At 71.8% G+C, this 14,652-nt stretch carries 14 protein-coding genes; 10 read left to right on the top strand and 4 right to left on the bottom strand.

Annotated features, from left to right (window positions below; genetic code table 11):
- Positions 1–11: 11 nt before the first annotated feature.
- Positions 12–1,010, top strand: a complete 999-nt coding sequence (locus tag ACWDVB_RS04800; RefSeq protein ID WP_451513879.1) for an SDR family oxidoreductase — start codon at positions 12–14, stop codon at positions 1,008–1,010.
- 119 nt (positions 1,011–1,129) lie between these two features.
- On the opposite strand, the gene ACWDVB_RS04795 is transcribed toward ACWDVB_RS04800, so the two are convergent.
- Both ACWDVB_RS04795 and ACWDVB_RS04790 read right to left on the bottom strand, forming a co-directional pair.
- Entirely contained in the window at positions 1,130–3,358 is a 2,229-nt protein-coding gene (locus tag ACWDVB_RS04795; RefSeq protein WP_451513880.1) for a catalase, read from the bottom strand.
- 180 nt (positions 3,359–3,538) lie between these two features.
- A complete protein-coding gene (locus ACWDVB_RS04790; RefSeq protein ID WP_451513881.1) occupies positions 3,539–3,766 on the bottom strand; it encodes a DUF5133 domain-containing protein in 228 nt (75 codons plus the stop codon).
- A 175-nt stretch (positions 3,767–3,941) separates the two neighbouring features.
- Between ACWDVB_RS04790 and ACWDVB_RS04785 the strand changes: the two genes are divergently transcribed.
- On the top strand, positions 3,942–4,097 hold the full coding sequence (locus tag ACWDVB_RS04785; RefSeq protein ID WP_205035160.1) for a DUF6131 family protein: 156 nt from the start codon (positions 3,942–3,944) through the stop codon (positions 4,095–4,097).
- Between the two features lie 49 nt (positions 4,098–4,146).
- Here the strand turns inward: ACWDVB_RS04785 and ACWDVB_RS04780 are convergent, their stop codons facing one another.
- Positions 4,147–4,896: an iron-containing redox enzyme family protein gene (locus ACWDVB_RS04780; RefSeq protein ID WP_451513882.1), complete on the bottom strand. Its 750-nt coding sequence runs from the start codon at positions 4,894–4,896 to the stop codon at positions 4,147–4,149.
- A 215-nt stretch (positions 4,897–5,111) separates the two neighbouring features.
- On the opposite strand from ACWDVB_RS04780, the gene ACWDVB_RS04775 reads away from it, so the two are divergent.
- From ACWDVB_RS04775 to ACWDVB_RS04740, 8 genes are all read left to right on the top strand, one after another.
- Positions 5,112–5,303: a hypothetical protein gene (locus ACWDVB_RS04775; RefSeq protein WP_451513883.1), complete on the top strand. Its 192-nt coding sequence runs from the start codon at positions 5,112–5,114 to the stop codon at positions 5,301–5,303.
- Entirely contained in the window at positions 5,300–6,097 is a 798-nt protein-coding gene (locus ACWDVB_RS04770) for a hypothetical protein (RefSeq protein ID WP_451513884.1), read from the top strand. The genes ACWDVB_RS04775 and ACWDVB_RS04770 overlap by 4 nt, the downstream gene beginning before the upstream one ends.
- Positions 6,094–7,023: a DUF6895 family protein gene (locus ACWDVB_RS04765; RefSeq protein WP_451513885.1), complete on the top strand. Its 930-nt coding sequence runs from the start codon at positions 6,094–6,096 to the stop codon at positions 7,021–7,023. The genes ACWDVB_RS04770 and ACWDVB_RS04765 overlap by 4 nt, the downstream gene beginning before the upstream one ends.
- Positions 7,020–8,174, top strand: coding sequence for a serine hydrolase domain-containing protein (locus tag ACWDVB_RS04760; RefSeq protein ID WP_451513886.1), 1,155 nt, complete (start codon positions 7,020–7,022; stop codon positions 8,172–8,174). Before ACWDVB_RS04765 ends, ACWDVB_RS04760 begins: the two co-directional genes overlap by 4 nt.
- A gap of 52 nt (positions 8,175–8,226) precedes the next feature.
- Positions 8,227–8,919 carry a ribonuclease H family protein gene (locus ACWDVB_RS04755; protein WP_451513887.1) on the top strand — a complete coding sequence of 231 codons (693 nt, stop codon included), beginning with the start codon at positions 8,227–8,229 and terminating at the stop codon, positions 8,917–8,919.
- 133 nt (positions 8,920–9,052) lie between these two features.
- A complete protein-coding gene (locus ACWDVB_RS04750; RefSeq protein ID WP_451513888.1) occupies positions 9,053–9,499 on the top strand; it encodes an ATP-binding protein in 447 nt (148 codons plus the stop codon).
- Positions 9,500–9,713: 214 nt separating this feature from the next.
- A complete protein-coding gene (locus tag ACWDVB_RS04745) occupies positions 9,714–10,697 on the top strand; it encodes an ATP-binding cassette domain-containing protein (RefSeq protein ID WP_451513889.1) in 984 nt (327 codons plus the stop codon).
- On the top strand, positions 10,694–11,485 hold the full coding sequence (locus tag ACWDVB_RS04740; RefSeq protein ID WP_451513890.1) for an ABC transporter permease: 792 nt from the start codon (positions 10,694–10,696) through the stop codon (positions 11,483–11,485). Before ACWDVB_RS04745 ends, ACWDVB_RS04740 begins: the two co-directional genes overlap by 4 nt.
- On the opposite strand, the gene ACWDVB_RS04735 is transcribed toward ACWDVB_RS04740, so the two are convergent.
- Positions 11,466–14,633 (bottom strand): ATP-binding protein, encoded by a 3,168-nt coding sequence (locus ACWDVB_RS04735; RefSeq protein ID WP_451513891.1) that lies wholly within the window; start codon positions 14,631–14,633, stop codon positions 11,466–11,468. The genes ACWDVB_RS04740 and ACWDVB_RS04735 overlap by 20 nt on opposite strands.
- Between the last annotated feature and the right edge of the window lie 19 nt (positions 14,634–14,652).

Genomic DNA, 14,652 nt, shown 5'->3' with positions numbered 1-14,652 from the left:
AGCCGATTCTCGTGGCTGAACAGGGCAAGGTCGTGGTGATCACCGGGGCGTCGAGCGGCGTCGGGCGGGCCTGCGCGCAGCGGTTCGCGTCCCGGGGCTGGTCGGTGGTGCTCGCCGCGCGGCGGGCCGAGGAGCTGGAGCGGGTCGCCGCCACGTGCCGGGAGCGCCGCGGGGCACGGGCGCTCGTGGTCCCCACGGACGTGACGGACGCGCAGGCGGTCGACCACCTTGCCCAGCGGGCCGTCTCCGCGTTCGGACGGATCGACGTATGGGTCAACGACGCGGCGGTGGCCGCCTTCGGGTCACTGGAGGACATTCCGCCGGAGGTCTTCCGGCAGGTCGTCGACGTGGACGTCCTGGGCTGCGTGAACGGAGCGCGCGCCGCGCTCGGTGTGATGCGCGAGCAGGGCAGCGGCACTGTGATCAATGTGTCCTCGGTGGTCGGCGCGGGCGTCGTCCCGTACAACATCCCGTACGTCATCTCGAAGGCTGCGGTCCGGGCGCTGAGCGGCAGCCTGCGTCAGGAGCTGCGGCTGGCCGGGCAGCACGGCGTCCACGTCTGCACCGTGCTGCCCGCGACCATGGACACGCCCTTTTTCCGCAGCGCCGCCAACTACTCGGGCCGCGAAGTGACCCCCATGGCGCCCGTGTACACGGCCGAACGAGCGGCGCGGACGGTGCTCCGGCTGACCCGCCGGCCACGGCGTGAGGCCTACGTCGGTCCGGCGGGCCGACTGCTCGGCATGCAGGCGAAGCTGATGCCCGGCCTCACGGAGCGGGCCCTGGCGCACCAAATGGACCGCTCCCACCTGTCCCGCGAGCACACCGCCGAACCGACCTCCGGCAACGTACTGCGCCCGCTGCCGGGGACGGCGGCGGTGCACGGCGGGTGGCACGGGCGCAGGCGCACGGCGATGAGGCGGCTGGGCGTCGGGACGGCGCTGGCCGTGTCCGTGGGCGCCGTGTGCGCGGCCAAGCAGCGGGCCCGGAACGGATCGGGCCGGGCATAGGCGCATAGGCCACTTGGCGTCGCCGTCGCCGAGGATCTCGGCTGGTCCCGCCCCCGACCAGGGTGCGGGACCAGTGCCGCTCGCCACCCTCGCCACCGCCCATTGCGGCGGCAGGAAGGTCAGACGGCGGCGGGGAAGCGGTCCCAGACACGGTGTTCGGCCAGAAGCTGGGCCACTTGCTCCAGCACCTGCACGCCGCCGTCCGCCAACACCACGCCCGGCGCCGCGTCCGTGATTCCGGCCGCCCGGAGCGCTGTTTCCGCCCCTGCCCAGCCGCCGATCGCCTTGCCGTGGCGGAAGGCCTCGGACGCCATGAGCAGGACCCTCGGATCGATGAGGCCGCCGACGTTGCCGGGGCTCGTCGGCTCACCGGCCTTGGCGTCCCTGGCTCCGTAGGCGTCGGCGCCGGGCGTCGGTGAACCGGCGAGCAGGAGCGCGTCGAACTCGACCGACCGTGCGTTGACGAACGTACGCTGCACGGCGAGCGCGTCCTTGCCCGAGCCCAGTTGGCCGCCGGTGGGGGCGATGACGAGCGGGACCATGCCCGCGTCGAGCACCGCCTGGCGTACGGAGCGGATTCCGTCGAGGTCGGTCGCCCCGTCGGTGATGATGCCGACGATCCGGCCCTGCACGGGCCAGGCCTTGCCGATCTGGGAGAGGGCGGGGCTGGGCAGGGGGTCCCTCAGGGGGACGGTCGGCTGCGGTGCGGGCAGGCCGAGCCCGTCGGCGACCTGCTGGCACAGTTCCGGGTCGATGTTGGCGAGGACCTGGAGTGCCCGCTCCTTGATGGCCTGTTCGTAGCATTTGCTCAGCTCGAAGGTGTAGGCCGCGATGATGTGTTCCCGCTCCACGGGTGTCATGGAGAGCCAGAACATCCGGGGCTGGCTGAAGTGGTCCGAGAAGGATTCCGGGGCCTCCCGGACCTTCCTCGCGGCCGGTACCTCGACGGGGACCTCCACGTACGCGCCGTTGTCCGCCCCCGCGAGGAACGGGCAGCCGCCGTCGAGCGAGTTGGGCCGGTACGGCGCGGTTCCGGCGTGGACGGCGGTCTGGTGCATGCCGTCGCGCAGCATGTCGTTGACCGGCGCGTGGGTGCGGTTGATCGGGATCTGGGCGAAGTTGGGGCCGCCGAGCCGGCTGATCTGCGTATCGAGGTAGGAGAAGAGGCGGCCGGTGAGCAGCGGGTCGTCGGTGATGTCGATGCCGGGGACGAGGTGGCCGGGGTGGAAGGCGACCTGTTCGGTCTCGGCGAAGTAGTTGGTCGGGTTCGCGTTCAGTGTCAGCAGCCCGATCGGCTGTACGGGGGCCAGCTCCTCGGGGACGATGTTGGTCGGGTCCAGCAGGTCGATGCCCTGGAAGGTCTGCTCGGCGGTGTCGGGGAAGACCTGGACGCCGAGCTCCCACTGCGGGAACGCGCCGGCCTCGATGGCGTCGGCCAGGTCGCGGCGGTGGAAATCGGGGTCCATGCCGTTGGTGATCTGTGCTTCTTCCCAGGTCAGGGAGTGCACGCCGAGCTTCGGCTTCCAGTGGAACTTGACCAGCGTGGTCGCGCCCTCGCTGTTGACGAGCCGGAACGTGTGGATCCCGAAGCCTTCCATCATGCGGTAGGAGCGGGGGATCCCGCGGTCCGACATGTTCCACAGGGTGTGGTGGGCCGCTTCGGTGTGGAGGGTCACGAAGTCCCAGAAGGTGTCGTGTGCGCTCTGGGCCTGCGGGATCTCCCGGTCGGGGTGCGGTTTCCCCGCGTGGATGATGTCGGGGAACTTGATGGCGTCCTGGATGAAGAAGACCGGGATGTTGTTGCCGACGAGGTCGAAGGTGCCTTCTTCGGTGTAGAACTTGGTGGCGAATCCCCGGGTGTCGCGCACGGTGTCCGATGAGCCGCGCGACCCCAGCACCGTCGAGAAACGTACAAAGACGGGTGTCTCGGCGTCCTTGGCCAGGAATGCCGCCTTGGTGATCTTCGCCGCTGTCCCGTACCCCTGGAAGATGCCGTGCGCCGCCGCGCCGCGCGCGTGCACCACGCGCTCGGGGATGCGTTCATGGTCGAAGTGCGTGATCTTCTCGCGCAGGTGGTGGTCCTGCAGCAGGACCGGCCCGCGGGCACCGGCCTTGAGGGAGTGGTCGGTCTCGTACAGTCGGGCGCCCTGGGCCGTGGTCAGATAGGCGCCGCTCTGGGCGCGCGCGGAGGCGGTGGCGCCGGTGGGCTTGCCTGTGGGGGACACCGCCTCCGGGGCCTCCTGATCGGGCTTCGGGGGCAGGGGCTCGTGCGGCGTGGTGGGCTCTTCGACCGTCGGGGGCTGCGGGGTCGGCGCTCCGGGGATGTCGTTGCGGTTCTTGTCGCTCATGGTCGCTCCAGACGTGAGGGAGGGGGGTGTCACAGCCATGGCCTCAGGAGGGCGAGCGCAAACAGGCATACGTCCGTCCAGCCGTGCGCCTGAGAGCCGTGCGCCTGTGGGGAAGGCGTGCTGCGCGCCTGCCGCCCCGTGTGCCCGGGGGCCACGGGGCGAAACGGAGGACCTGAGCGGTCAGGCGGCCAGACTGGAGTCGTGCTGGGAGGCCACTCCGGCGAGCTGGGCGCGGGCCCAGGCGAGGGCCTCGTCGATGGTCCGCGTACCGGTGGAGACGCAGAGGGTGTACGCGACGTCGTCCAGCTGCTGGCGGACCGCCGCGGAGTCCTCCTTGGCCTGGAGGTCTCGGAGCATGGCGTGGGTTTCGAGCAGGGAGCGCAGGAACGAGGTGTGGGGCCTGAGCACGGTGGTAATCCTTCCGTCCGGTGCGAGGAGACGCTGTTCTGCGGGGAAAGCGTCGTTCGGCTGTCCCCTTGTGCCCCCTCGGACGGGCGGTATGCACAGAAACTTCGGGAGGTCCCACAAGGCGAAAAGGCGCATACTTGAATGATTCAGAGGCTCGCGAGGGTCGGAGGATTCAATGATCGCTCTCGGAATCATCCTGCTTGTCATCGGCCTGGTGGCCGGCATCTCCATCCTGTGGACCATCGGCCTCATCCTGGTCATCATCGGTGCGGCCCTGTGGGTCCTCGGCTCCGTGGGCCACGCCGTGGGTGGCCGACGGCACTACTGGTAGCCGGGGCCGGCACCAGTCGTCACCGTCGGCCGTCCGGTGGGCGTCGGCCTCAGCGGCCTCGGCCCATCGCGAGGTCGGCGCGGGCCAGTTCCAGGCACTCGCCCACGAACTCCGCGTAGGAGGCGAGCACTTCGATGCCCGCCTCCACCATGGCGTCGAGCAGGTGGGGCCGGTCGGTCAGGGCCCTCTCCAGCATGCGCCGGTCCAGGGCGATGTGGCCGACGTCCACGACGACGTGCTCGTCGAGAAAGGTGAAGCGTGAGGGGTCGTCGCCCATGGCGCGCTTGCAGTTGGCGACCAGCTCGATGGCGAAGCCGGCCGAGAGCTGCTCCATCTCGTACAGCGCGGCCACGGTGCACACCGGGTCCTCACCGCCGCTGAGGCGCTCGAACAGGGCGTTGTACCGGGCGGCCGAGGCGAGCGCGGGGGCGTCCGCCAGGATGCCCTCGGTGTCCAGGACGGTGCCGCCCTTGTCGGCCAGCAAGGGGACCATGGAGCGGGCGTCGTGGACCATCAGCCGGTCGTGGCCCGTCTCGCCACGGGCGTGCTTGATGAGCCCCTCGCCCACGGAGGCGTGGCCCGCGGCCCGGGACCGGGTCCCGGCGGCCTCGATGACGCGCTGCATGTCCTGAGTGACGTGCACGCCGTGCAGGCAGTAGCGGTAGTGCCACTGCGCAAACAGCGTGACGTCGATCCGAGGTGACCCCAACTCGCGGACGGCGGGGTGCTCTGCGAACCCCTTCCTGCCTGCCTCGGCGCGCGCTTCGTACTGATCCAACTGATCCAATACAGCGGCCATGCGCGATCTCCTCCAACTGACGGGAACCTGGCGGGCGTTACGGCCCTCCAGTGTGCGTTCGCCCCCTGACAGTGGACTGACGCGCGTCGGCGTGCCCCCCATGCGACCTCGAACAATATGAACTAAACAGACATTACTGGCGTATTGCCCTAAAATAGTCCGAGGGTGGGCGTCACTGGACATAGTGACGACGTCTTTCTCTATGAGGAGGCATAATGCTTGCTCAGCACACACCGCTTCTCGTCACTCCGACAGAAGCGACTGCGCTCGGAACGGCCATGGTGGAACCGGAGGCGATTCTGAGCGACGCTCCGATCTACGCCCCTGAGGCGGCGGGCAAGCTCCTGGCGCTGCTGCTCGCCTCACCGCAGGAGCCCAAGGAGCCGAAGGAGCCGAAGGACAAGTGAGTCCCGATCAGTCGCAGACCGCGTACGCGACGTCGGCGGCTGACCTGGCTCTCCGTGCCCTTGATGCCCTCCGGGGCATCGGGGGCACGGCCCTGGTCGCCCAGTACGTCGAGAGCGCCGACGATCCCAAGGCGGCGCTCGCCGCCGTTCGCGTCGTCGGCGCCGACCTCTTCGCCCCCAGTCTGCTGGGCGACACGGTCTTCCATCCGCAGGACGCGGCTACCGTCGTACAGTCTTTCGATTTGTTCCCGCCCGCGGTGAGTACGCCTCCCGCGCCGCCGGAAGGGCTCGCCGAGCCCTGGCTCATCGCCTGGCGGGACTGGGCCACGGCCGCGCTGCTCGCCCGCTTCACCGACCCCGCCGACACGGGACTGGCCGGGGCTCTTCTGGCCCCACAGCCCTTTGGCGCCCCGGTGCTCTCGGAGGATACGAATACGGATACGGATACGGATACGGACGCCGACATCGACACCGACACCGACTGGCAACACTGGTCCGTCCGCATGGGCCAGCTCTCGCCCCTCGCCCTGCCGGAGCTCGAAGGACCGGTGCACGACGCGGCCCGCGCCGCCCCGCTGGCCCTCGCGCGCGGCGCCGCCCGCGCGGTGCTGCGCCGCGACTACCCCACCGCCGCCCGTATCGCGCGCTGGCTCGCCCTGCTGGGCGCCGAGGGCGTGTCCCTGCCCTTCGAGCCGGCACCGCTGATCGAGCATCTGCGACTGCACGGCGGCGGTTCGCGGCTCGCGCTCGACGTCGCGATCTCCGGGCGCCTGCTCGCATTGGAGACCCCATGAAGGCGTCCGTGACGCGGAACGCGCACCAGGTGAGCGCACAAGCCCTGGCCTGGCTCTACTCCCACCGCGAGCGTGGCGCGCTGCCCGCCGGCACCACCGCCGATCTCTGCGACCCGGACAGCGTCTACAAACCCCTCGGCGAGACCGCGCTCGCCGCCTCGCTCGTGCTGCGCGAGTCGGCGGCCGGCAGCACCGAGCTGGGCATGGCCCGCGAACTGATGGACTTCTGCTGGCGGCAGCTCGGCGACGGCGACATGCTGTACGAGCGGCTGCTGCGGTACTCGATGATGACCGATCCCTTCGAAACGTACGCGCCCTTCGCGCGCTGCGGCCTGCGCCACGAGCCCCTTGAGCGGCTGCTCACGCACACCACCGCCCTGCGTTCGGTCCGGGGCGTCGAGATGCAGCCCAACCGCAGGCTCGCCGTCGCCAACGCGGCCCACGTCGTCGGCCTCGACCGGGGGGACCGCGCGTACGACTGGCCGAGCCTGACCCGCGCCACCTGGCTCGGCGGGATGCCCGAGCCCTGGCTCATCGACTGGATGACCGGCTACTCCCTCACCCACGCCGTCTTCCACCTCACCGACTGGGGCGGTTCGCCCACGGGGCTCCCGGACGACCTCACATCGTACGTACGTACATGGCTGCCGGTGTGGATCGACATCTGGGCCGAGATCGAGCAGTGGGACCTGGTCGCCGAACTGATGATCGTCGGCTGCTGTCTCAAGGAGCCGTACTGCGAGCCCGCCGACTGGGAGCGGCTCGCCGGGGTGCAGCATCCGGACGGTCTCGTGCCCCGTGACGGCGACCCGGTCACCGACGACCCCGATCAGCGGTTCGTGGCCCACCAGCACACCGCCGTGGTCGCCGTGGTCGCCGGCACCCTCGCGGTCTCCCGCACCATGGGCGGGGCGGGCCCGCGGTGACTTTCCGCGGTCTCCCGCACGCGGGCCGGAGCGACGCGCCCGCCGTAGTGGCCCCGGAGAGCCCGGACTGGGCGGCCGACCTGCTCGCCGCCCTGCGTGGTGCCGCGCCCGGCGCGAGCACCGTGGCGCTCGCCGTGCGGCGCGGCCCCGAGCGCGCCCTCCTCGCCACCGGGGAGACCGCGCTGCGCGGCGGAGCGCCCGCCGGCCCCGACACCCGTTTCGAGATCGGTTCGCTCACCAAGACGTTCACCGCGCTGCTCCTGGCCGAGATGGTCGCGCGCGGCGAGGTCGCGTACGACGACCCGATCACCCGTTTCCTGCCCCGCACCGCCGCGCCGCACCTGCGGGGCTCCCCCATCACCCTCCTCCACCTGGCCACCCACACCTCGGGCCTGCCGCGGCTGCCCCCGGGCTTCCTGCGCGGCGGTGCGACCACCCGGTTCAACAATCCGTACGCCGGCTACTCCCGCGAAGCGTTCCGCCGCGCCCTCGCCCGCACGCGACCGCACGCGGCCCCCGGCATGCGCGTGCGCTACTCCAATTTCGGCGTCGGCCTGCTCGGCGATCTGCTCGCCCGCGCCGCCCACGGCGCCGATGGCCCCGACGGCGCCTTCGCCCCTCTGCTCGCCGCCCGCGTACTGGATCCGCTCGGCCTGGCCCGCACCAGCTGCGCCAGCGATCAGCCCCAGGCCACCGGGTACTGGCACGGCAGGGCGCGCCCCAGCTGGCGGATGGACGTCATGCCGGGTGCCGGAGCCGTGCGTTCCAGCGCCCGGGACCTGCTGACCGTCCTGGACGGCCTCCTCGACCCCACCAGCGTGCCCACGGGCGTCCCCGGCACGCTGCGGGCCGCGCTCGCCGACGTCACCGTGCCTCGCATCGCCCTGCCGCGCACCGGCAGACGTATCGCCCTGGTCTGGAACATCAGGCCACGCCCCGGCCACGATCTGTACCACCACTCCGGCGGCACCCGGGGCTTCACCACCTTCGCGGGCTTCAGTCCCCAGACGCGCATCGCCTTCGCCGCGCTGGCCAACACCAGTCCCGCCGTGACCGGCGGCTTCATCCAGCGGGCGTATCTGGGTCTGTGGGCGCTCGCCCAGGGCGAGCGACTGCACCTGCCTTCGTGCGGGCCGGTCGCCTACAGGTGAGCCGGGCCGACCGGAGGTCAGGGAGCGCCGGCTCCCGTGAAATCATCGGGGAATGTCTGACTTGATCATTGCCGCCTGTGACGGTGCGGCGAAGAAGAATCCCGGGCCCGCGGCCTGGGCCTGGGTGGTCGCCGACGCCGAGGGCCGCCCGCAGCGCTGGGCGGCCGGTCCGCTCGGCCACTCCACGAACAACGTGGCCGAACTGTCCGCGCTCGCCGAGCTGTTGGAGGCCACGGACCCGGCGCTGCCGCTTGAGGTGCGGATGGACAGTCAGTACGCGATGAACGCGGTCACGAAGTGGATCGCCTCCTGGAAGCGGAACGGGTGGCTGACCGCGGCGAAGAAGCCGGTCGCCAACAAGGACCTCGTCGTACGCATCGACGCACTCCTGCAAGGCCGCACGGTGACGTTCCGGCACGTGGCCGCCCACCGCGTGGACGGTGATCACCTCAACGCGATCGCCGACGTCGCGGCCAGCGACGCCGCCACGACCCAGCAGCCCGCGGGCACGGCCCACGGCGCGCTGGAGATCCCCGAACCGCGTGCGGAGCGCATGACCGCCTCCCCCGCGAGCCGCACCCCCCAGAAGGCCGCCGACCGCGCGAAGAAGGCGGGTTCGGGCGCCGTCATCAAGGCCAAGTTCCCTGGCCGCTGCCACTGTCAGAAGCCGTACGCCGCCGGGGAGAAGATCGCGAAGAACCCGCACGGCTGGGGCCACGTGGAGTGCCGGGACGCCGGCGACTGACAGCGCCAAGCCCTTTTACAACGGTTCGGCAACCGACGTTTCCCGGCCACCCCGAGCGCATTAAACCTGCCACTTTTCGGGCAGGGGTTCTACTCGAACAGCCATCACACAGGAGGACCCGGAGGAGGGGCTCATGCGGACGCGGCAGACACGGCTCCATGACGTGCCGCCCGGGACGGCTGCCTCCGACGAGGAGCCCCGGACAGCGACCTTCGCCAAGGAGCCCCAAGCGGTCACCGACGCGCGGGACGTCACGCGTGACTTCATCGCCGACCTGACTCCCGCTGTGGGCGACCAGACCGCCGCGAGCATCGAACTGGTCGTCTCCGAGCTCGTCACCAACGTCGTACGCCATGCCCGTGGCGCCTTGTGCTCGCTTCGGCTGCAGGCGCGGTCCGACGCCATAGCCATCGCGGTCTCCGACGCGGATCCGCGACCGCCTCAGGAGCGGACTCCCGATCTCGTAGGGGGAACGGGCGGGTTCGGCTGGCCCATGGTGCGGAATCTGGCCGAGGCCGTGAGCGTCACGCCGGGCGCGACCGGCAAGACGATCTGCGCGGAGCTGGCGAGAAGCGCGTGAGCGGCCGCGTCCCTGTCCCACGAAGGCCGCGGCCGCTCAGCTCACAGGAGGCACCGTCCACTGACCGTTCGACGGCGCCATCAGGTTGTCACCCCTGGTTGTCACCCCTGCACCCGTCGCCTGCCCCTCACGGAGACGCTCACACCTGCCGAACGAGCTGGGCTGAAACCGTCGTGAAACCGCGCTGAATGCGCCCTGCCGCAACCTCTGCGGCATGACGACCACGACGACAGCGACATCGCACCCACTCGCCATCGCGGCCAAGGGGCTGCGCAAGTCCTACGGGGACAGGACCGTCCTCGACGCCATCGATCTGGCGGTGCCGACCGGTACCGTCTTCTCCCTGCTCGGGCCGAACGGCGCCGGCAAGACCACCGCCGTGAAGATCCTCTCCACCCTGATCACCGCCGACGCCGGTGACCTGCGCGTCGGCGGCCACGATCCGGCCACCGACCCGCAGGCCGTGCGGGCCGCGATCGGTGTCACCGGGCAGTTCTCCGCCGTCGACGGCCTGATCACCGGCGAGGAGAACATGCTCCTCATGGCGGATCTGCACCATCTCCCCCGCCGCGAGGGGCGGCGGGTCGCCGCCGAGCTGCTGGACCGCTTCGACCTGGCGGAGGCCGCGAAGAAACCCGCCTCCACCTACTCCGGCGGCATGAAGCGCCGCCTGGACATCGCCATGACGCTGGTCGGTGCCCCGCGGATCATCTTCCTCGACGAGCCCACCACCGGCCTCGACCCGCGCTCCCGGCACAATATGTGGGGCATCATCCGCGAGCTGGTGTCCGGTGGCGTGACCGTCTTCCTCACCACCCAGTATCTGGAGGAGGCCGACGAACTCGCCGACCGCATCGCGGTGTTGAACGGCGGGGAGATCGCCGCCGAGGGGAGCGCGGAGGAGCTGAAGCGGCTCGTCCCGGGCGGGCACGTGCGACTGCGGTTCGCCGACCCGGCCGCCTACCAGTCCGCCGCCACCGCCTTGCGCGAGGTCACGAGGGACGACGAGACCCTCACCCTTCAGATCCCCAGCGACGGCAGCCAGCGCGAGCTGCGCTCCATCCTCGACTGGCTTGACTCCACCGGCGTCGAGGCGGACGAACTGACCGTGCGCACCCCCGACCTCGACGACGTGTTCTTCGCCCTGACCAGTGACAACGCCGCCCCCGTCGGCCGGCCCAAGGAGTCCGTCCGATGAGCGCCCTCTCTCTCGCCGTCCGCGACTCGTCCACCATGCTGCGCCGCAACCTCCTGCACGCGCGCCGCTATCCGTCCCTCACCCTCAATATCCTGCTGACGCCGATCGTCCTGCTGCTGCTCTTCGTCTACATCCTCGGCGACGTGATGAGCGCGGGCATCGGCGGAGGTGGCGCCGACCGCTCGGCGTACATCGCCTATCTCGTACCGGGCATCCTGCTGATGACCATCGGCGGCACCCCGGCCGGGACCGCCGTGTCCGTCGCCATGGATACGACCGAGGGCATCATCGCCCGCTTCCGTACGATGGCGATCCACCGCGGATCCGTGCTCATCGGGCACGTCGCCGGCAGCGTGCTGCAGGCGGTCATCAGCGTGGTCCTCGTGGGCGCCGTCGCCGTGGCCATCGGCTTCCGGTCCACGGACGCGAGCGCCCTGGAGTGGCTGGCGGCGTTCGGGCTGCTCGCGCTGGTCGCCATGGCGTTCACCTGGATCGCGGTCGGCATGGGCCTGGCCAGTCCGAACGCCGAGGCGGCCAGCAACAACGCGATGCCACTGCTCCTCCTCCCGTTCATGTCGAGCGCCTTCGTCCCGGTCGGGGCGATGCCGGGCTGGTTCCAGCCGATCGCCGAGTACCAGCCGTTCACGCCGGCCATCGAAACCCTGCGCGGCCTGCTCCTCGGCAGCGAGATCGGCCACAACGGATGGCTCGCCATCGCCTGGTGCCTGGGTCTCACGGTGCTCGGCTACTCCTGGTCGACCTCGCTTTTCAGCCGCGACCCGAAGTGAGCGCGCGGGCCGCGTCCCGCAGTTCGTCCCGATTCAGGGCGGCGTACTCCGACACCGCGTCGGCGTACGCCGCCCCGTCGGTGTCCTCGGCCGTCTGCCGGGCGCGGGCCGCCGACATCGTCGGCTGGAATTCGCGCAGCACCCGCAGCCGCTCGGCCAGCGCGATCATCCGTACGGCACGGGCGTCGCCGGACGCGAACCCCGCCATGCCGAGCGCGTGCAGCACCGTCCCGAACACGGGGAGCTCCATGGGTGAGCGGGGCGGGCCGCAGAGCAGCGTCCGCAGCCGCTGCCGGAGCCGGTCGACCGGCTCCGCGACGAGTTCGAGACGGCCTGCGTGCGCGTGCGCCGTCACCGCCGCCGACTGGATCTGCAGCGCCCATGGGTCGAGCCAGGGATCGCCGCTGTGCGTCGAACCGGCCTCGGACAGGCGTTCCAGGGCGCTGCGCCACAGGCCGAGCCCGGCCTCCGTCAGTCCGCGCGTGAGCGCGATCTCGGCGCGCGCGCCGAGATCGGGGCTGTAGAAGTCCTCCTTCTGCGGGATGTTGCCGCCCTCCGACTGCCGCAGCCAGTACTCGGCCTCGTCGGGGTCGCCGCGCTGCAGGCAGGCGAGGGCGAGGGCCGAGCGGATGCCGATGTAGTCCTGCTCGTCGCCCACCCGCGGCAGCGCCTGACGTGCCGCCTTCAGGTGCTCGTACGCGGTCTCGCCCCGGCCCGTCCGCAACGACAGTTCGCTCAGCCGGGAGTGCCCCATGAGCTGCAGGGACGGGTTGTCGACCGGCGCCAGCACGGCGATCGCCCGGCGAGCCGAGGTGAGCGCGCGGTCGATGTCGTGCTCGTACTCCCATACGTAGGTGGCGACGCACTCGGCGATACCGGCGACCAGCGGCCGCCCGCCGTCGCTGTCACGACCACAGAGCCGGTGCAGCACTTCGTAGTCGGGTGGCTGCATCTCGGGGATCGCGCTCAGCACTACCGCGGTGGCGCGCAGCAGCGTGTCGGGCGGGGCCGGGGGCAGCCGCCGGAGGGTGACGAGTTGGCGTACGACGTGCGGGCCGTAGTTCATGAACAGGCTCGCCGTGCACAACACCGCGGCGGCGCGGGCGGCTTCGACGTATGCGGGCTCGGGGTGGTAGTGCGACAGCGGCGGGCCGGTGTCGGCGGCCAGGGCGGCGAGGCGGGGGTAGTTGGAGTCGGTGGACCAGAGTGCGGCGAGGACGGCGGTGAGGGCGGCGGTGGTCGGGCCGTCCGTCCGGGCCAGGGCGTGCCGCAGGGCCAGTACGAGGTTGTCCTGCTCGGGCCTGATCCGCTCCCAGGCGGCCAGGGGCCGCGAGCCGAAGGGGACATCGTGGTGGGCGACCCCGAAGTCCCGTGCCCAGGCGAGGAACCGGTCGACGGCCTCGCTCTCCTCGCCGGCCTCCGCGCGGCGGGCCGCGCTGAACTCCCGTACGGTCTCCAGCATCCGGAATCGCACACCGACCGAGGTGTCGGCGACGGTGAGCAGCGACTGGTCGGCCAGCTGTTCCAGCAGGAGCAGCGCGTCCTCGCCGAGGACGTGCTCCGCCGCTTCGCCGGAGAAGCCGCCGGGGAAGACGGAGAGCGTGCGCAGCGCCGCCCTGGCGTCCTGTGCGAGCAGGTTCCAGCTCCACTCCACGACCGCGTGCAGCGTGCGGTGACGTTCCGGCACGTCGCGGGCTCCGCCGCGCAGCAGCGTGAACCGGTCGCCGAGGCGGCGGGCGATCTCCGGTACCGACAGGGCCCGGACCCGTGCCGCGGCCAGTTCCACGGCGAGCGGCAGTCCGTCGAGGTGGCGGCAGAGTCCGGCCACCGCGTCCGGTGGCAGCTCCACGCCGGGTCTGGCGGCCCGGGCCCGCTGCGTGAACAGTTCGACCGAGGTGTCGAGAGCGAGTTGCGGCAGCGCGTACAGCGCCTCCGATGTGAGGTCCAGCGGGGCCCTGCTGGTGGTGAGCACCCGCAGGTCCCTCGAGGACGAGAGCAGGGACTGTACGAGGCGGGCGGCGCCGCGGACGACCTGCTCGCAGTTGTCGAGGACCAGCAGGGCGGGGCCGGGGCCGAGCGCGCCGAGTATGCCGCACAGCGGGTCGGCCAGCGGATCGGTCAGCGGGTGGTCGGCCGGGGCGCGGCCGCTCATGGCGCCGTGCCGCCCCTCTCCCGCGCCGAGCGCGGACGCCACCTCCGCGGCCAGGTCCTCGTCCGCGGTGACGCCGGCGAGCGGCACGAAGTGGACGACGCGCTGCTGGGCCCGGCGGCTGACGGCGTGCGCGAGGCGGGTCTTGCCGAGGCCGCCGGGGCCGACGACGGTGACGGCGCGGGAGGCGCGCAGCAGCCGCTCCACGGCGGCGATGTCCTCGTCCCTGCCGAGCAGCGGGTTCGGCTCGTGCGGTACGCCGTGCCGGACCACGGGTGCCTCGCCGTGCAGCAACTCCCGCTGTACGGCCTTGAGTCCGGCGCCGGGGTCCGTGCCGAGTTCGTCGCGCAGTTCACGGCGGTACGCCTCGTACCGTGTCAGCGCGGCGGACGGGCCCGCCGTCGCCGCCTCGGCGCGCAGCAGTTCGGCGAGCACCTCCTCGTCGCGCGGGCGCCGGGAGGCGGCGACGGCCAGCGGCTCGGCCGCCTCCGCGGGCCGGCCGAGGCGGGCGAGCGCGAGCGCCCGCGCGCGTACGAGCGCGCTGTGGACGGGGGCGCGCTCGGCGCGCAACGCGGCTACGGGGTCGTCGGTTTCGGCGGTCCCGTCAGGGCTGCCCGCCCACAGCGCGAGTCCGGCCTCGGCCGCGGCGAGCGAGCCCGCGTGGTCGCCCGCCCTGGCCCGCTCGGCGCTCGCGGCGGCGTGCAGCAGCAGGGCGGAGCTGTCGACCTGGTCCTCGGTGAGGGAGAGCCGGTATCCGGTAGGCGTGCCGGCGATGACGCCGGCGCCCAGCTGGGCCCGCGCCCTGGACACAAGGACCTGCACGGCCTTCGCCGGCCGCTCGGGCAACTCGCCCGGCCACAGCCCGGCCACGAGCCGCTCGGTGCCGCACCCGGTCCGCAGGTCGCCCGCGAGCAGTGCGAGGAGAGCGCGGAGCCGGGGCGCGGTGACCTCCTGCCCGCGATAGGCGACACCGGGCAGGAGGGTCAGGTCGGTGCTCACACGTGCAGATTAGCCGGGG

It is taken from the genome of Streptomyces sp. NPDC003379, from assembly GCF_053589195.1.
This window is presented reverse-complemented; position numbering and strand designations above follow the sequence as displayed.